This window comes from Waltera sp., assembly GCF_046969025.1.
In the GTDB taxonomy this organism is placed as follows: Bacteria; Bacillota; Clostridia; order Lachnospirales; family Lachnospiraceae; genus Acetatifactor; species Acetatifactor acetigignens.
Genome location: NZ_JBKVQF010000003.1, coordinates 174,475 through 192,460 on the forward strand (window position 1 = coordinate 174,475; position 17,986 = coordinate 192,460).

A 17,986-nucleotide genomic window follows, 5' to 3' on the forward strand; every position below is an offset into this window, starting at 1 on the left:
GTATTCTAATCTCATTCTAACGCTCTTATACTTACGCTGTGTTTCTAAGTCCTCCATCTTACTGTAAGAGAAACAGATAACGCAGCTTAGCGGTATCATCGTCCGTCAACACCGTATGCATGTCCTGCAATAAATACCCTACTGCCATGGACTGCTGGTACATATCGTTGGTGGTGCAATAGACCTGCCCCTCCTGCACCGCTTTGAAATCTTTCAAAATATTGCATTTGCCGATCAGCTCATCCACCGTGGTCACGCCTCCGTCAATGGAACTGTTGTAGATCAGGATGTCTGCGTCCCTAGCCCCCGCATAGAAATCTTCGACCTGCATGTTCAGCGTGGAGCGTCCGCTTCCGCTGTCTTCCAGATTCTCAAAAATATATCTTCCCCCTGCCAGCTCGATCAGCTTCGGAATATAATCCGTGCTCTGTCTCACCTGGATCAGTCCGTTGGAAGTCACATAGAAAAACGCTATGGTCTTCCCTGTTTTTTCCCCGCTTTCTACCTCTTCCAGAATTTCTGTCTGCTCCGCAAAGGCTTCTTCCGCCTTCGCTTCCTTTCCGGTCAGAGCTCCGAAAAATTTGACCCATTCCACTTTTCCCAAAGGATGCTGTTCATAGCTAGAATATTCGATCATCACCGGAATGTCAAAGCTTTCCAGCATTTCCACCACCTCCGGCGAATGCGTGATCATCCGGTTCTCGATCGCCAGATCACACCCTTCAGACACCAGTAATTCATAATCCGGTTTACTGTATTTTCCGGCATAGATCATATCCCCTGCCGCCATGGCATCCTTTGCTGTCTGAATGTACCAGTTCTCCTGCTTCTGTCCGGAGAACCGGATCTGATCCACAGCGTCCAGCGAGGCGAACATGTCCATCGCGCCGGATGCCACCAGATATATATTTTGAAGTGGTTCCTGCAAGATACTGACGTCCTCATCCAGTCCCTGTGGTACCGGCTGTCCCTCCGGCACTAACAGATACCGTTTACTGTCGGGAACAGTTGTCAGCATCTTATAACCATCTTCGTAATAGTCCACTGTAAAATTTTCCGCATATTGCAGCTCCATGCTGCCTGTTTTTACTAATTCTGTCCGTTCTTCCTGCGTGGTCTCTGCTGCCTGGGTAATCTCCGATGTTGCTTCCGATGATGTCTCCATAGAAGCAGAAGAAGGACTGCCGCAGCCACTTAGCCCCAGCAGTCCCATAAGAAGCAGAACATAGATCCATTTTCTTCTATTTCTTCCTGACCTCAAAGTTTTCATGCCTTTCATAGCCTGCAATATTTGAGCCGCAGGCACCAATGTGTATTACTTACCGCTCTCTGCACTCTCAAGTGTCTCAGAGTGGAAGGTTACGGTGTATTCCACTTCATGAGGTGTGCTCATTGCCACGGTATCACCGATCATGGTAAGAGGTGCATCCAGTGCTTCCACCGGCACTTCAAATACGGAATTGCCCTCCGTATTTACCGGCAGATATTTTTCTCCGTTCACCAGCATATAGTCATAGTTCGGGCTGCTCCATTCCAGAGTCACCGTTGCCGCTCCGTCAGTTATCGCAAGCTGTGCGGGGGACTGGATGCTGGCTCTGCCGCTTCCGCCCTCCATGGCCAGTTCGATGGTGTAGCTGCCGTCTGCCAGCGCACTCATATCATAGGAACCATTCGCAGCTTCCCGGCTATCTTCCGCTACCGGATCGGATACCTTTACTTTATGGTCATACCATTTTCCCTTGGTACCGATCAGTGCCAGATCGAATTCCTCTCCGATCGCAGGTACGGGAACATCGAAGCCGTAGACTTCTTCCGTCATGCCGTCGCTGTAAGTCACGGTATCCGTGGTGGGCTCCAACAGTACTGCACCTTCCTTCGCCGCATCTTCTGCCAGACCCGGATAAAGATTCAGGATTTTCTTGGAACCTAAGGAAATGTGGATGGTCATAACGCCATCTTTTACCGTCAGGGTTCCCTTACCATCGCAGGCTTCACTGACATGAAACATGGAGCTGTCCGTGGAAAATTCAGCAGTGTAGACACCGTCAGGAAGCTGTGCTTCGTCCTGCGCCGTCTCCGTGCTGACAGTTTCCGTCGCTTCTGTGCTCTCTGTCGGTGTTACGGTGCTTTCCTGTGCGGCAACCGTGCTTTCTGCAGATGTCGCATCCGCTGCCTGACCGGCACCACAGCCGCCAAGCAGCAGACAGGCACTCAGTCCGCCCACGATTATGATTTTATTCATTAATGTCTTTACTTTCATTACTTATTTTAATCCTTATTTTATTCCTGATTTTAATTCCTATTTTAATTCTTATTTATTTCTCAGCCATTGCTGCTGCGGTATGTGCTACATACAGATCCTGGATAGCCTTGATCCCGCCGAGACCTGCGATCTGGGTATCCACGCTGTCGAACTTACCAGAAGCATTGAACTGGCTTAACCAGGAATCCTCATCCTCGCCTGCCATATCGTTGTTGGCATGGTCACCTGCTACTACCATCAGGGGACGAAGAACCACTTTGGTGTAACCTGCTTCCGCAACAGCCTTGATGACTTCTTCACAGGCGGTCTCTTCCGGCTCACCTTCTACGGTTCCGATGAATACATTTTCATATCCCAGTTCATTCATCTGTGTCTGCATCTGGCTGTAAGATACCTTTGCAGTGTGGGAGGTTCCATGACCCATGAATACGAATGCCACGCCATCTTCCTTTGCAGCGTCCAGACTGTCATAGCCTGCAGTCTTTACTGCTTCTGCGGTCAGATCTTCCGCTACTGCTTTCTTATCTGCATTGACAACGGTTGCATCGTCTCCCACTTCACCTAACAGGGGCTCAGCGACTTTTACAGATGCAAACTGATCCTTGTAGGCTTCTACAGTTTCCATCAGCTCGTCATACTCTGCGCCATGCATCAGATGTGTGGGCTGTACTACCAGGTTCTTAACACCGTTTGCCACAGCGCGGTCCAGTGCCTGATCCATATTGTCGATATGCTCGTCATCTCTTGCCTGTATATGATTGATGATGATCTGTGCGGTAAATGCTCTTCTTACAGACCAGTCGGGATTGGCTGCTGCAATCGCATCCTCGATACCCTTGATATCAGCCACACGGCTGTCGTTAAAGGAAGTACCGAAGCTTACTACCAGAATCTCGTTCTCACCGATCTCATCCTGATTACGGGGATCATCCTTGGAAGCATCTCCGGTATCTCTGCCGAAATAATCGGGATCTGCATTTTCTCCCTCTACCAGTTCCTTCTGTGCGTCGGTCAGTGCATCCCATGCTGCCTTGGCATCTGCGCACTGCTGGTCAGTATTTTCAGTTCTCTCCTGTACATAGATAGCGTCGATCAGGGCTGCTACTTCGTCAGCTGCTGCCTGATCTGCATCTTCGTTGCTCTCGGTAGCTGCGGTGGTTGTCTCTGCTGCCTGTGTGGTCTGTGCCTCAGTGCCTGCCTGTGCAGTGCTTTCTACAGTTGCCTGGGTATTACCGCATCCGGTGATGCATACAGCACCCAGTACGGATGCCAGTACTACTGCTACGATTCTTTTTTTCATGTTTCCTCCTCTGACAGATCTTCTGTCTCTTTTGATTTTGGGGCTTGCCCCGGTATTCTTAAATATGTAAGTCAGAAACATGTTTTTCGCAACAAAAACAAAAACCCTTTCCTGTATCAGGTAAAGGGTTTGTACACATAAGAAACGAATGCAAAAAGCTTCTGTCGCTTCTGCATTCCACACGTACAACCAGTTACTCGTGGCTTTGAAACAAATGTTTCTGTACAGCATTCAGGCAGGTCTCCCGGCTTGAAGATCATTGCATCCGCCATCTTCCCGGTCTCCCAGTGATCTATCGGCTTCAGCTCCCTAATTACGGTGACGAGTTCGTGCAGGACTTACACCTGCTTCCCTTTTCACCGGAGCCAGCTACTTACGTGGCTGCTCCGGCACCTGAATACTCCATATTCAATTGTGGCTACTATATCACAGATTTTCTGAAATTGCAATGTCAATCAGTCATCTGTTCCACCGGCTGTCGGAATCAGTATACCTGAAAATTAGAGATTGGCGTCATTCCGGGCATAATTCAGGATCATTTCCTTTAAAAGCAGCAGATCACCTGTATAATCCTTGTTGTCCGTTGCTCCCCAGATAAAACCACCTGCGTAATGGGTACACGCTGCCATCATGGTATGCACCGTCACACGCATGAACTGTTCCTCCGGAATATCCGTGCGGAAGGTCTTGTCCTCTTTTGCCTTCGCATACATCATATGAAGTCTTGTGTCGACGGAATTCAGGGATGCGTGGAAATTCGCCAGTTCCTCCTGCCGCACCGTCTGGTGTGTTATATAATTGTTGAAGTTGTCATTATACTGCAGCAGATCCTTATGGTTCTGATACATGCCGATATAACTGTCCAGCGTAAAAATAAATCTTCCGATGGCCGGAATATCGTGTATCGAAGAGATTGGTCTTGCCTCATCCAGCTTGTCCAGATAAGCCTTCCATTTCGATGCGCAGACCGCAATAGCCAGCTCCGTCTTATTGTTGTAACAGCGGAACAATGTGGCACGTCCCACACCGGCTTCTTTTGCGACCTCATCCATGCTGACCGCTTCGATTTTCTTTTCCCCAAAAAGCCGGAACGCCGTATCGATGATCCGCTGGTTGCGCCCTTGCTCTTTATCCATCTGTTTCTCAGATTTTCCCATTTTTCTCTTCCTTTTTCATACATTCTTACTGTTTATTTTATGGTAAAAGGCTGTGACTGTCAACGACTGTAAAAAGCTAATGTAAAAGTGCCTTGCAGATTCCTACGAATTTTCTTGTATTTAAAATGCCAATATCGGCGCAAAAAATACAAAAGCAGGTAATTTTGTATTATAAAAATGCTTTATTTTCGCCAAGTACGCAAATAAAAGAAATTCCGTACAAAAATTCCTGATTTCGGAACTTTTTTGTACGGAATCCAATGTTTTTATACTATTTACACCAAACTGACTTCTCTATCAAGGGTTTTATCAAATGCATCTAGGCTCTTTTTTGTTTCTTCCTGAATATGCTTATTTACTGTTTCCATCAGTGCTTTTTGTTGTTCTTCCGAAAGATTAAGCATATAAACTATCCCCCTAATAAACTTAAATTCTATTTATTCTCTTTGACGATAATCCAACGTCCTCTTCTGTTTGTGCCTTCTCTTGCAATTATGTGCATCTCTTGTAACTCTTTCATATCCTTTTGCACTTGCTTTCTAGTCAAATCTAATTCTTTCATAATTTCAACTTGTGTAATAGTTGAGTTTACCTTTATCAGCTTCAAAATTTCCTTTTTTCTTTCAGCTCCTTTTATTGGCTCCTTTTCGGCTCCTTTTTGGCTCCTTTTTGGCTCCTTTTCCTCTTCGCTTGTTTTTATCGTTTGTTTTTTCGCAAATTCAAGCGATAAACGAGTCCTGTCAGGATTATAACTTTCCTCTACAACAGGCATTGGCCAGCCTTCATTCTCCCAAACCTGATAAATATCTGGGATACCACTACCGGCTCTTTCACCAATACCAATCATATTAAACATCTTCATTAGTGTTTTATTTCTAGGATCTGAAATACCACCACGAAGCATCTGCTTTTTACCAGTGCGAATGCTACCAGGATTCTCGATAACCAACTTGTCATCTTCCTTCTTAATCACTACACCGCAAGGCAAGAAATAATCTGTATTAACCAAACAATTAACTAAAGCCTCTCGAACTGCCTTATGAACTGGAGTATCATCCACCCTCGTAATACCTTCAAGCTTAAAAGGCTTCTTAATATCCTTTGCAATTTTGCTATTTACTCTAAAGAAGAAATCAAATACATTACCGCTCCAATCACCGGAGCTAGACTGCAAGCGATCTGTCCAACGTATTGTTGGGTCCAGTATCTCTCTATAATCTAGGAAATACTCTGGAAATTCTCTTACGATATGATATTCTTCACCGAACATAAGCAACCCAGCTGTAGTAGGATGTAATTTACCATCCTCACCAAATCCTGCTGCACCTATTCTCTCTAAATACTCATCATCTGGTAAATTATTAAATACGTGCTCTGGACGATAGCTCTTATGATGATTTCTGAATCCCTTCAAGGACTCTGTATCAATTGCAGAAATATCAAACTGTTCTACAATCTTCATATCCTCTGTCTCATCCGCAGCATCACGGAGCATTCCACATAATACGTAATCATGAATATGAAGAAATCTTACCAGAAGATGCAGAAATTATGTTTCAAACTGTGTCATATGCAGGTTTTAATTTTCAAATACCAGCTATCTGTTTTGGCTCGATGCCAGAATAAAACAAGAAAAGATCCTCATCACCGGAATTAAACCAGTGGTGAGGAGCCTTTTTACTTCTATCAAGCTGCTTTTCTTCCGGTTTGTATTCTGTGACAGGTGCTGCCCAGATTGAAAGAGCCCGACCTATGAGATATTCGCTGCGTTCCTCCATTTCTGCCAGCGTCCACTTGTTCTTCTTGGCAATCCAGGTATTCATGCGGATACCACTATCATCAAAGCCATTCTGCATGGTTTTCTTTTCGGTGAATGAGCTGTTGCTGTACTTCGAGTTATAGGCCGTCAGTATTTTACGAATTTACATTCTGAACCTTTCATTCCATATCACCCCTCCTCGTATTACTGAAGATCGGGATCGCTCCCCAGAGGAGTAATTCCGTTTTCTTTAAGCATTTCATTTATTTCATAAATTGAATTCTCTGCACAGGCTCCCATTACGCATTGATAAATGTATCCTTCGCCCTTCAATGAATTTAATTTAAAGTCAGTTTTACCAAGAAACATTTCAGCCTCCGGCAGTGGCAGCTTTAATCCTACGCATAACGCCAGAACTGTCTGTACAGATGTTGGATACTCTTCATCATTTCTCAAACGCTGGATGGTCTTTTCTCCTACGAGCGAACGGTCTGCTAACTGTTTATTTGAGAGCTTTCTTTCTTTTTGTAAGGCTACCAGCGTTTCGGCAAAGGAACCGGGATATTTTCGCAGGGCTTCTGACCGACGCTTGGCGTTCTGAATCTGGTCGAGTAGCGTTCGGTTATGCGTGTTTAGTTCAAAGGAATACTCAACCTGATTTTCAACAGGAGCGGCGTTCCGCATGAACTGCGTGTAATACTTCGCCCCTTGATATTTCGATTGATAGCTATACCCCTTCGAGAAAACAACGCAGCACTCATCCATGTGTGTGAGTGCATATTCTGACAGTGTCGCATTTCCGGCCTGATTCCTCGCTATATATTTCTCATTGTTGAGAACGAGGTGACGATCCGTAAAAACAAACTGACCGCTGTCAATTAGTTTCTTAAACTCGCGGCCGAAACAGTAAGCCTTAAACAAATCGGCATAGGGAATAGTGAACGTCTGATTCTTATCCAAGGCACCTGCTTCAAATGAATATCCGCGAGCATACTGACCATCCACAAATGGATATGCGCCCTCGGCTTTGGAATATCCCAGATCCATCAGGCGAACCTTTGCGGCCTGTCTCGACACATCGAACAGCTCCGCAAGTTCATCAATGACATTCTCGTAGGCTGCAATGCTCGCATCATCAGCCCCGCCATAAACTGCAAGGAGCTGATCTGCCTTCAAGCGCGTCGGTTTCGCAGGCATCAAGATTCTTGGAGCGACGCCTTTGGCTTGCCACTCCATCCAGTCTACAGCCTTCCATTTATCTGAATCCATGGAATTAGCGGCTATCTGACATTGAATTGCTTTTCCCAAATTGTCATCGGCACCTATCATTTTCATCAGCACGTGGTATGGCTGATGACGATGCCAATGAAAACACTCATGTGCCAGCGTAGTACGCTTTGTTCCTACAGATCTCTCATAGGAAACGCGCGGATCAAGGTATACGGTTCCTCGTTTGGCATTGCGAATTGTAATCTTCCGGTGCTTATCGAGAACATTCCCGTTGTCAAATATGATAGTCCCAAAGTAAGTAAGATCATCCGACAGAGGGACATCTTCGATAACCTGTAGTTTCATATCGCTGGCTATTGTCTCGATTGGAACCCTCATAGGTTTTTCCAACGCTTCAGGACAATACCTTGTTAGGAACTTCTCCGCCTCGTCTTCAAACTGTTCGCGGGAAATAATAGGTACTAGCTCTCCGGACAGGCGGTCATTATCAGATTCCTCTTGCGGCTCACAATTACCAACAGACATGATTCGGAACCCACTCATATCGATGCCAAGAGTAACCTGACAATGAATCTTCAGCCAGCGCTCGTTAAAATAACCCTTGCGAGATGCGGACGGCATTTCGACATCGCATGATGCAATTACATCGAAAGCAATCACGCCATCCTCAAGCTGCTCAATATGGATAACATTCTCAATTTCCATATCAATGACCGACAGCCTTTTCGCGTCACCAGAATGCTCCTCTTGAATATAAGCTATGGCCGCATCCCGGATGTCATCATAACGGGATTGGTCGATCAGTTTCTGCAGTGGACTTTCATCCTGCGCCTCATAGTAGTCCAGTCTGCTGTCGTTGAGTTCTTTACGAACCTCCCGCCAGTTTGGCATATACCTGTCCATGTGCGCGATGAATGTGGCGTCATGTTTTCTTGTAAGCAAATGCGTCAGTTCATGCAAAATAATATAATCGAGGCAAGCATACGGCTTCTGAGCAAGCTGCAGATTAAACCATAGTTTCTTTTTATCCGTGCTGCAGGCGCCCCATTTTGTGACCATATATTTTGTTTGCCAAGAATCGCATTTAAGGCCTGTCTGTGCTTCCCACTTGGGCAGGCGCTTTTCTATTTCTTCTTTTAGAATCTTTCGATATTCCTCTTTGACATAGGCATCCCGTTGCTTTACCGTGCTTTTTGCACTCATGGAAAGGACAATATTCTGGTTCTGAATCTCGAAGCTGTTCTTCTGATTGTCCGACTTAAAGACAAGGAAGTACTGCTTTCCCCAGATATACATCGTCTCACCGGAAACATACTGACGCCTCGATGCCCTTGGCTGTTCCTGAAACTGCGCAATAGCCCTCTTGATAAAGCCCAGCTGAGTTCTGGCATAAGCCTCTATAGCTTTATCGTCCACGGATAAAGGCGCAGAAATTACCACATGTCCATCCGGCGGCTTCACCTGAAGGTGCATATTCTTTATATTCTTTTTTTGCACATCAATCGGAATCCCGGAAATGACAATGCGCATTAATACTCCTCCTGCTTCTCAATGATCTTATAGATGCGTTCCACCTCGGAGTCATCACCCAGAATCTCAAAGAGAGCCTTTTTTATTCTCCTGACAACCACCTGATTATCCCTGAAACCAGACAGTGCCTGCTTTTTCACAGCCTTGTGAATGCGAAGAGCAAGTTTCTCGTCCTCGCCAGTGTTGTCATAAATGGCCATGAGCGCTTTGCTCTTACGGATGCTTTCCGGATATTTATCGTTATCCTCCGGGCAATCAACATCCTTGGCCAACTTTATATATTTCTCAAGCATCTCAGCGTAGTCAAGAACTCCCTGCTTACGCTCTTCGATGAGCTTATCAAGGATTTCTGACATCTTTGCGTAATAGCGCGGATTGACGGTAACCTTTTCGATAACCTTCTTACGGATGTTATTCTCGATGGCCTCTGCTGCACCTTCCTTGTGGCCGCTATCACCTTCACCGGTAAGCGTTTCGCCCTGTTTTGCTACGAAATCCAATAGGGTAAGATCATCAAAATCGCCAATCTTCTCAGCATCCGCTGCCGTGATATAGTTATCGATCATCTTTCTCATATCAGGCTCATAGGCCTTCAAATCTAGGAAATCACCACTGGCCGTACCGATGGTTTTCTTCAACTCGATGTAGAAAGTGACCTTCTTATCATATTCATTCAATTTGCCAGATGAGATGTCATCAATCAGATATGGTTTTGCTTCTGCGAAGGCTCTGACAAGACTGCTCACAAGACGATAAAGTTTTTCTCTCAGGCGTGCATAAATCTCGTCGCTCTCCTCAGACTGTCCAGAAACGCCACAGAAATAATGGATGTACTGGATCTCTCCATGAGGTTCCTCGACGCCTTCACAGAGTTCCTCGACAGCATCATACACTTCCTCAAAATAGGATACCGTAGCATCATGGCGATCTTTGACAAGTCCTTTTACATCCTCCGGATCATATCCTTCAAAAGCGCCGGAAGTATAGTCCTTCATTGCGGTCTGGAGCTGTCCAAACAACTGCTTGTAATCCACGATATAGCCAAAATCCTTAGTATCATCATCAAGACGATTGACTCGGCAGATTGCCTGAAAAAGGCCGTGGTCTTGCATTCTCTTGTCAATGTATAGATACGTGCAAGGAGGTGCGTCAAACCCGGTGAGAAGCTTGTCCACGACGATGAGGAGCTTCATATTCGCAGGCTCCTCTACGAATTTGCGCTTTGCTTCCTTTTCAAATTCCTCCACCTTGGCTTGAACCGATCCCGCATTTGGAAGATCAGATGGATCGAGTCCTAGCATCTTGAGATACGTCTCGTATTTAAGGAAGGTTTCGGTATCATCCTCGTCGCTGACGGTGTCCGTACGCAATTCACCCTTGTTCGGTGTATAGGAAGATATGATGGCACACTTCTTAAAGCCCATCTGTTGGAAAATTTCGTAATACTTACAGGCTGTAGGAATACCATCGGCTACAAGAATCGCATTGCCGTTTCCATCCATCAGACGCGGTTTCATATTAAAGTCCTGAATGATATCCCATGCCACCTTTTCAAGACGCGAGCGGGAGCTATACACCTTCTGCATCGTGCCCCACTTCTCCTTGAGCTTTGCCTTTGCGCGAGAGGAAAGGCCTCTAGTCTTTACGTCGAACCACTGGTCAATACGATCCTGTGAAGACAAATCCTGTGGAACATCGCGGTATTCATAACGAAGATCCAGAACGACACCGTCGGCCACGCCTTCGTTATACTTGTAAGCGTGGATATATGTACCGAAAACCTCAATACTGATCTTCTTATCCCTTTTCAGCAGTGGAGTGCCCGTAAATCCTATAAATACAGCATTCGGCATGATGGTCTTCATCGCCGTATGAAGCTTACCAGACTGTGTTCTGTGGCATTCGTCAACAAACACCACAAGATTTCCTTTTGCCTCGAAATTAGCAGGGAGGGACGCTTTCAGCTCTTCTATGTACTTGTCATAGTCATTCTCTGTCGCTTCACCACCACGACGTCCAAACTTATGTACCAGCGAGCAAATCAGCGAATCATCATATACATTCAGGCGATTCAGCAAATCTTTACCGCTCTTGGTACGAGCAATATTCTCATCCACACCAGTGAATGTTTTTTCTATTTGTTCATCAAGCTCATCTCGGTCTGTCACGATAAGGACACGGGCATTAAGCTCCGCCCAATGTGTCAGAATCCATTTTGCAAGCCATACCATTGTCAGCGTTTTGCCGGAACCCTGTGTATGCCAAAGAATACCACCCATCGGTTTATCTGGATCTCTGTTCGGATTGTGAAGCTCCGTTCTCAGATTAGTAAGCCTCTGCTGGGTACGCTTGATGCCAAAATACTGATTGTACCGGCATACTTTTTTGATGCCTTTATCAAAGACAACAAAATTCATGATAAGGTCGATAAAACGTTCCTTATCGAACATGGCATATATCTGCTTCAGGAGTTTGTTCTCTATGCCTTCGCAGGTTTTACTGATACGGACATCTACCGGATCACGCTCTTCCTCATGTTCTTTGAATCCGTCATCCTTCCACTCCATATAAAACTTCTCTCCGGTCAGAAGCGTGCCATAACGCAGGCCTTCTGATTCGTTTCCGGCCATGCAAAATTGCATCGTTGTAAAGAAGCTCTGTATGAATGAGTTCTTCTGATTTGTTAAATTCTGACGGATACCCTCTGAGACGGAGATGCTGCTTCGCTTCAGCTCAATAACCGCTACTGCAATGCCATTCAAGTAAACTACAAGATCCGGTCGCTTCTCTGACTGTTCAACGACCGTCACTTCCTCGGCAATAGCAAAGTCATTGTTCAGAGGTTTTTCCTCATCAACAAGCTGCACAGTCACCGGAGGCTTTTCAGGACTCTCGCTGACTGGAATGCCGTACTTCAACCGTGAGTACACAGTCTTATTAGCATCATAAACTCCACGCGAAAGATTCCCGGCTTCCTGCTGAAGCTGCATAATAGCAGCATCAATCAGCTTGTCTGCATAGCCCTTCAGTCGAAGGTACTGGCGCAGACGATCTTCCTTAATGTTCTTATTCTGATAATCTGACAGGTTACCAATATACTGGTAGCCCAAGATCTCCGGATCTTTAAAAAAACGGATCACTCTTTCCTGTGTTTTAATTTCGGCATCGCCAATACTCATCTGACAGGCACCTCCTTACACTAACCTGACCTTGCCGGTCAGCAATTCGTCCATCATACCTAGCTTTATTTTCTGATATTTCGATAGTTTTTCTTCGAGTTTGTAGATATCCAAATCCATATCGAAAAGGATACCAGCAATAGCTTCTTGTTCTTCTGTGGTAGGCGGAACATACAAATCGAACTTTACGAGATCCTTCTGATATAAGTGATTAATCGTTGATCCTGCCGACAACTGCTGAAGAAATTCTTTAAATACTGAAGATTCCAGCACATAAAACATAAAATGAGCTGTATACGCATCAGTTATTGGCTTCACAACAAATACACCACTATTTAATGTTGCTGGTCTATTTAAATCTGATATGTACGCGACTTTGCCTATGGTGCCATCTTTTGTAAGAAGAAGATCTCCATTTGATACTTGAATGTTTGGGTCTTGCACGTATCTGTCATAATTCACGTAGTGACAACCATTCCAATTGATACGACCATCTTTAAAATCTGTTCCTGTAATCAAATAGGAATACCCTTCATCCAAATATTCAGCTGTAGTTAATCCCTGCCAACCTATACGTGCTTTAAGCCTTGAGTTTTTTGCCAAATTAATTTTTATCCAATCACCTGAAAAACCCTCCAACCGTTTCTTACCGGTTACAAGCATTTGCATTGTTCCTTGGCGAATATCCTTTTTCTTACGTATGAGTTTTCGTAAATTAGTGATAAGAGTGTCTACATTACACAATACCTCAGCAATTTGCCTTTGTTCTTCTATTGGAGGAAGGATGATTGGAAAGTTTCTAATTCGTGTTAAAGCCAACTTGGGTTGCGCTCCCAATGTTTGCGTCTGATTAATCAATCCTTGAATCTTTGAGCTCATTAACCAATACATTAAAAACTTTATGTTGCATTTAATGTCTGTAATTCTATTTGCATTTTCTGTTAGATTAGCTCCATCAAGATAACCCGGTATCTGCCCCACAATACCAAGTGTTCCAGCAACAGAAATATAAATATCATCTCTATATATTCTATATTTTTGTATCCAAAAGTAGGCTTCATCCGGGACATACATCAGTCCTTCAACATCCACATATCCCGGTCTCATATCTGCAACTCTAATATATGGATGTTGTGTAGGTATAGGAGTTACGTAATATCCTTTTGGTAAGCGTTTCCCACTTCTAACGAATCCAACATTTGGCTCAAGTTTCTTAATATCCCAGTCATCCGGAATATCTGTTTTTAAAATTTCATTTACCATTTGAATCCCATCCTTTCAAGATGAGACTTTACCTTTGCCTCATATTCAGCAGTGACTTTGTCAAGATCTGGAAGCGTATCCTCGTATCGCTCAGCAAGTTCAATAATCCTACTCGTCAAGCGATGGGAAATCTCAGCATACAAATCACTGATACCAGAGAAAATGCTATCAAACCACTTCTTGTTCACAAGCAGATCTAAAATTTCATTATCTGTGAATTTTTCATATCTTGCCCGGCACTTTTCATCCAGAGCCTTGTTCAGCTCTTTGACAACCTTATTGTAATCTGATATCTTGCCACAAAGATTTAAAGCTTCCTTCAACTGGTTTACGTCATCCTGCAAGCTCTCAGGTACGCATTCTTCTGTACGAATAATACGTAGCCGATATTCAATAGAGCTCTTTGTGATTTTTCCATTTTCGTTGACTGCACTCTTGCAAAGCGGATGCCCCACAAGATACGCTTCCATCCGTTTCTTCGTATTGACAAGCTGGAGATCCGTGCGGATCACTTCGAGCTCTATGGTTTCTTCTGTTTCAATCGTGCTTGTCAACTCAACTATTTTGGCTTCGATATCCCTCGCTTTAACTTTCCCGTTCTCAACCACATCAGCAAGAGCAGATTCTTCATCCGCACTCTCAATCAGATCAGAAAGCTGAGACTCCGTCTCTGCGACAATACTCTCGGCTTCTTCTATGGCATTCCTCTCTTTACGGAAAAATGCATTTATCACGATGGACTTCGGAAGCAACCTGCCTTCCCATCCGGTGACCTTCATTTCACCCTTATTCTTTCCCTGCGTAATTTCTTCCTCGATATTGTCTGTCGCTCTGGCGTTGGTGTAGCCATCCGATTCGCTTATGATAAGTGACACATCATCGTTCATGACCTCATTCCAATAGGCTAGCAACACCTGATACGCATCGTATTTGTCAATCAGTGTCAGGTGTTCGAATTCGGCAATGATATCTTCAGCAAGACTTACAATCAGCTCTCTTGCAGACACGTCTTCATCAAGAGTTGAAAGAACCGGATATTCTTTTGCCTTCCATGCAGCAAATGCCTCGTCGAGTTTCTCACCATACTCCGAGAATTCAGTATTTTTATATATCGTTTGTCGAATACTTTCGTGCTCAACATTTAAGCTGTAGTATTTTTCGCTAATAGTTGACAGCAGCTCAGATTTCAACGAAGGAAATACTTCCCAGTACTTGGAGAGGCCATCGATGTCAACCGCAGGGATACCTCCATGGATGTGCGCATAGATATCCTGAATGTCCTCCGGATCTGTGGAGTCAATATATCGGGTGATGTTCAGGTTATACCCATTCTTCTTTTCAATTTCATCATTGGGTATGAAACGCGCATACTTAGGATCCGTAGTAATCTGCTCATTAAAGGTAGTAATGATTCTGTAGATATCGCGTTCTCTCAAACGATTCTTATTGCCATCCTTAACATATCCACGGCTGGCATCAATCATAAAGATGCCCTGTCGGTTTGCAGCACCTTCTTTGTCAATTACGAGTACACATGCAGCTATTCCAGTGCCATAAAACAAGTTTGCCGGAAGGCTAATAATGCCCTTGATCCAATGTTTCTTTATAATAGTTTCTCTGATGGTAGCCTCTGCGTTTCCACGGAAGAGGACTCCATGAGGCAAAATAACCGCAGCCTTACCATTTGACTTTAAAGTTTTAAGAATATGCATAAGCCAAGCATAGTCTCCGTTCTTTTCCGGAGGCATATCCCCATAGCCCTCAAACCGACCATATTCTTTACCGGCAATTCCATCGCGCCAGTTTTTCATGGAAAAAGGCGGATTTGCCACTATGTAATCAAAACGCTCAAGTACAGAGTTATCCGATTTATCCATATACTGCGGATTTGAGAATGTATTACCGCTCTTGATGATAATTTCAGCCTTACGGTGCAGAACAGCATTCATCTTAGCAAGACCAGCTGTTGTGCTTTCTTTTTCCTGACCATAACCCATAATTGGAAATGGCGCTGCATCGATAGCTCGAATCAACAAACTACCACTTCCACAAGCCGGATCGCATACCGTGGCGCTGGCATCCGTGCAGTGACTAATGCCTACTACATTAGCAAGAATTCTGGAAACCTCTGCAGGTGTATAGAATTGTCCTTTGCTCTTTCCGCTCTCCGTAGCAAATTTACGCATCAGGAACTCATAGGCATCCCCAATGATGTCATCACCTTCTGCCTTGTTTCGAGAGAAGTCAAGTTCCGGACGCTGGAAGATAGAGATAAGATCAGTCAATTTATCGACCATTTCCTTACCGCTTCCCAGCTTCTTCTCATCATTAAAATGAGCAATATCAATAACGCCCTTCAGGTCGGTGTTCTCGTCAGCAAGACGGGCAATGATTTTGTCCATGCCCTCGCCGATGTTCTTCTTTCCCTTAAGCGCGATAAAGTCATCAAAAGAGCAGCCCGTACGCTTTTCTGGATCGGGATCTTTGTCATGTGCCTTATCGAAGACCTTGATATCCTCGTAGGCTCCCTTATTCTTAAATTTATCGGTGACATACTTCATGAATAGAAGCGTCAGAATATAGTCCTTATATTCTGAGGAATCCATGCCTCCACGAAGTTTGTCACAGCTCGCCCATAGCGATGCATATAATTGCGTTTTCTTGACAGCCATCTTTGTCTGCTCCTTGTCTAATGATTTTCTTGGATTTTCTCCTTGAATCAGTCAGCGCTTTTACCGCTCTTAACCCATTCATCGAGTTCGGAAATTTTAAACTTCCACTGTTTTCCGATTTTTTGAGCAGGCAAACCTTCTTTACCATTTCTAATCCAGCTGCGAAGAGTAACGGTTTTGATTCCTAAATATTCCGCAGCTTCATCTATGCTTATCCATTTGTCATTCATGATTTCTTCCATGCTCTCACCTCGTGATTTGAATCTGAATACAGCTTAACTATTTTAGTATACACCATAAATGTGAATTTTCCAAGAGTTTGCTGTTATTTGTTGGTATTATTTTTTATTTGTGCGTTCTCATATTTTCCTGCCGGACACAACTATGTCCGGTTTTTTTTGCCCGTTTTTCAATGTAAAGCTCATCTTGGCCTTCTCGTTTCTGCCTATCAGCACTGCAAAAACGGACATGTCTGTGTCTGAGGTTCCGATCCCTAAAAATGTCATACTTGCTTTAGCACGTGGGAGCCATCTGCGCAGGGTGTTTCCGGTTCCACGTGACTACCGATGACAATCAAATACTGTACCGATCACCGGAAGTGAGGTGCAGCCGAAGGAGGGCTTTCATTATGCAAAACAATGACAATCAGAAGACTCACTTTATTTACGTTCGCAGCACCGGCGAAAAGGTACCGGTCACCAAGGAACAGCACGACTCCTTCTATATGGAAGCCGACCGCATTCGCCACAAGGAGCAGGACCACGGCAGGTGCATGTGCCCATATCGCTTCATATGGAGATGCGATGGCGACTGCCTTGACTGTGAATATCACGTTGCTGGAGACATCACCTCTCTAGATCAACCTCTCTCAGATGGCAATGGCACCCTCGGCGACTATATGCCCGACCGTAGCAAGTCTATGGAAGAAATCATCTCTGACCGTATGCTGTTGGAGCAGCTTTTTGCCAGACTGCGTGAGCTCGATCCGGATGCTGATACCATCATTCAGTGCTGGCTTGATGATTACAAGATCTCAGATCGTGCAATCGCCGAGAAGCTTGGCCGCAAGCAGCGTACCTTCGCTGATCAGATGAAGAAGATCCGCACGGAGCTCCGTAAAATCCGTGGTTATTAATCCTACATATCATATGTAGCAATTCATCCCTCTTGCACAATATGCAACAGTTCAAACGGAAGGCTCTCGTACTGTAGAGAGAAACATTGATTGCTACAGCAGCGGTCATATCAGTCACAAGCAGGCAATTGAAAAAGTAGCATTTTTGTCCTGTATTCTAAATGTATAATTTAACTTTCAGAATATAGGACATACATCATTGCAATCCCTACGAATTTTCTTGTATTTAAAACGCTAATATCGGTGAAAAAAATACAAAAGCAGGTGATTTTGTCTTATAAAAATGCTTTATTTTCGCCAAGTACGCAAATAAAAGAAATTCCGTACAAAAATTCCTGATTTCGGAACTTTTTTGTACGGAATCCAATGTTTTTATACTATTTACACCAAACTGACTTTTCAGTTACTTCTTCTGTCGTGTCAGGAGCGTAACTGCTTCGCAGTGTGTCGATAGGGTAATTGAGATGCACTTTCCAGAGTTTTCACTGTACTCTGGGA

General features: G+C 44.4%; 13 protein-coding genes and 1 riboswitch. Of the genes, 1 reads left to right on the top strand and 12 read right to left on the bottom strand.

Going from position 1 to position 17,986, the window contains the following annotated elements:
• Nucleotides 1-58: 58 nt before the first annotated feature.
• From ACLTOH_RS02685 to ACLTOH_RS02740, 12 genes are all read right to left on the bottom strand, one after another.
• A complete protein-coding gene (locus ACLTOH_RS02685) occupies nucleotides 59-1,261 on the bottom strand; it encodes an ABC transporter substrate-binding protein (RefSeq protein ID WP_412223272.1) in 1,203 nt (400 codons plus the stop codon).
• A 54-nt stretch (nucleotides 1,262-1,315) separates the two neighbouring features.
• The gene (locus tag ACLTOH_RS02690) at nucleotides 1,316-2,242 is read right to left on the bottom strand and encodes an iron transporter (RefSeq protein WP_412223274.1); all 927 of its coding nucleotides are present in this window, start codon (nucleotides 2,240-2,242) and stop codon (nucleotides 1,316-1,318) included.
• A 73-nt stretch (nucleotides 2,243-2,315) separates the two neighbouring features.
• On the bottom strand, nucleotides 2,316-3,563 hold the full coding sequence (locus ACLTOH_RS02695) for a sirohydrochlorin cobaltochelatase (RefSeq protein ID WP_412223275.1): 1,248 nt from the start codon (nucleotides 3,561-3,563) through the stop codon (nucleotides 2,316-2,318).
• A gap of 216 nt (nucleotides 3,564-3,779) precedes the next feature.
• A riboswitch (cobalamin riboswitch) is annotated at nucleotides 3,780-3,975 on the bottom strand.
• Nucleotides 3,976-4,063: 88 nt separating this feature from the next.
• Nucleotides 4,064-4,720 carry a TetR/AcrR family transcriptional regulator gene (locus ACLTOH_RS02700; RefSeq protein ID WP_412223277.1) on the bottom strand — a complete coding sequence of 219 codons (657 nt, stop codon included), beginning with the start codon at nucleotides 4,718-4,720 and terminating at the stop codon, nucleotides 4,064-4,066.
• A gap of 275 nt (nucleotides 4,721-4,995) precedes the next feature.
• Nucleotides 4,996-5,124: a hypothetical protein gene (locus ACLTOH_RS02705; RefSeq protein ID WP_255713325.1), complete on the bottom strand. Its 129-nt coding sequence runs from the start codon at nucleotides 5,122-5,124 to the stop codon at nucleotides 4,996-4,998.
• Nucleotides 5,125-5,153: 29 nt separating this feature from the next.
• Nucleotides 5,154-6,182, bottom strand: coding sequence for an ATP-binding protein (locus tag ACLTOH_RS02710; RefSeq protein WP_412195643.1), 1,029 nt, complete (start codon nucleotides 6,180-6,182; stop codon nucleotides 5,154-5,156).
• A gap of 124 nt (nucleotides 6,183-6,306) precedes the next feature.
• Nucleotides 6,307-6,642, bottom strand: a complete 336-nt coding sequence (locus ACLTOH_RS02715) for an HNH endonuclease family protein (RefSeq protein WP_317239292.1) — start codon at nucleotides 6,640-6,642, stop codon at nucleotides 6,307-6,309.
• 41 nt (nucleotides 6,643-6,683) lie between these two features.
• Nucleotides 6,684-9,239 carry a YgjP-like metallopeptidase domain-containing protein gene (locus ACLTOH_RS02720; protein WP_262594251.1) on the bottom strand — a complete coding sequence of 852 codons (2,556 nt, stop codon included), beginning with the start codon at nucleotides 9,237-9,239 and terminating at the stop codon, nucleotides 6,684-6,686.
• Nucleotides 9,239-12,418 carry a type I restriction endonuclease subunit R gene (locus ACLTOH_RS02725; RefSeq protein WP_262594253.1) on the bottom strand — a complete coding sequence of 1,060 codons (3,180 nt, stop codon included), beginning with the start codon at nucleotides 12,416-12,418 and terminating at the stop codon, nucleotides 9,239-9,241. The genes ACLTOH_RS02720 and ACLTOH_RS02725 overlap by 1 nt, the downstream gene beginning before the upstream one ends.
• Before the next feature lie 15 nt (nucleotides 12,419-12,433).
• A complete protein-coding gene (locus ACLTOH_RS02730; RefSeq protein ID WP_262594254.1) occupies nucleotides 12,434-13,681 on the bottom strand; it encodes a restriction endonuclease subunit S in 1,248 nt (415 codons plus the stop codon).
• Nucleotides 13,675-16,353 (bottom strand): type I restriction-modification system subunit M, encoded by a 2,679-nt coding sequence (locus ACLTOH_RS02735; RefSeq protein WP_412195642.1) that lies wholly within the window; start codon nucleotides 16,351-16,353, stop codon nucleotides 13,675-13,677. Before ACLTOH_RS02735 ends, ACLTOH_RS02730 begins: the two co-directional genes overlap by 7 nt.
• A 47-nt stretch (nucleotides 16,354-16,400) precedes the next feature.
• The gene (locus ACLTOH_RS02740) at nucleotides 16,401-16,595 is read right to left on the bottom strand and encodes a helix-turn-helix domain-containing protein (RefSeq protein ID WP_031475217.1); all 195 of its coding nucleotides are present in this window, start codon (nucleotides 16,593-16,595) and stop codon (nucleotides 16,401-16,403) included.
• Between the two features lie 386 nt (nucleotides 16,596-16,981).
• On the opposite strand from ACLTOH_RS02740, the gene ACLTOH_RS02745 reads away from it, so the two are divergent.
• Nucleotides 16,982-17,488 carry a sigma-70 family RNA polymerase sigma factor gene (locus tag ACLTOH_RS02745; RefSeq protein ID WP_262594258.1) on the top strand — a complete coding sequence of 169 codons (507 nt, stop codon included), beginning with the start codon at nucleotides 16,982-16,984 and terminating at the stop codon, nucleotides 17,486-17,488.
• Nucleotides 17,489-17,986 lie beyond the last annotated feature (498 nt).

Excerpts from the sequence above, each read along its gene's own strand:
- ACLTOH_RS02700 (WP_412223277.1), bottom strand. The coding sequence starts at position 4,720 with ATGGGAAAATCTGAGAAACAGATGGATAAAGAGCAAGGGCGCAACCAG.
- ACLTOH_RS02690 (WP_412223274.1), bottom strand. The coding sequence starts at position 2,242 with ATGAATAAAATCATAATCGTGGGCGGACTGAGTGCCTGTCTGCTGCTT.
- ACLTOH_RS02720 (WP_262594251.1), bottom strand. The coding sequence starts at position 9,239 with ATGCGCATTGTCATTTCCGGGATTCCGATTGATGTGCAAAAAAAGAAT.
- ACLTOH_RS02735 (WP_412195642.1), bottom strand. The coding sequence starts at position 16,353 with ATGGCTGTCAAGAAAACGCAATTATATGCATCGCTATGGGCGAGCTGT.
- ACLTOH_RS02705 (WP_255713325.1), bottom strand. The coding sequence starts at position 5,124 with ATGCTTAATCTTTCGGAAGAACAACAAAAAGCACTGATGGAAACAGTA.
- ACLTOH_RS02725 (WP_262594253.1), bottom strand. The coding sequence starts at position 12,418 with ATGAGTATTGGCGATGCCGAAATTAAAACACAGGAAAGAGTGATCCGT.
- ACLTOH_RS02730 (WP_262594254.1), bottom strand. The coding sequence starts at position 13,681 with ATGGTAAATGAAATTTTAAAAACAGATATTCCGGATGACTGGGATATT.
- ACLTOH_RS02695 (WP_412223275.1), bottom strand. The coding sequence starts at position 3,563 with ATGAAAAAAAGAATCGTAGCAGTAGTACTGGCATCCGTACTGGGTGCT.
- ACLTOH_RS02710 (WP_412195643.1), bottom strand. The coding sequence starts at position 6,182 with ATGAAGATTGTAGAACAGTTTGATATTTCTGCAATTGATACAGAGTCC.
- ACLTOH_RS02745 (WP_262594258.1), top strand. The coding sequence starts at position 16,982 with ATGCAAAACAATGACAATCAGAAGACTCACTTTATTTACGTTCGCAGC.
- ACLTOH_RS02740 (WP_031475217.1), bottom strand. The coding sequence starts at position 16,595 with ATGGAAGAAATCATGAATGACAAATGGATAAGCATAGATGAAGCTGCG.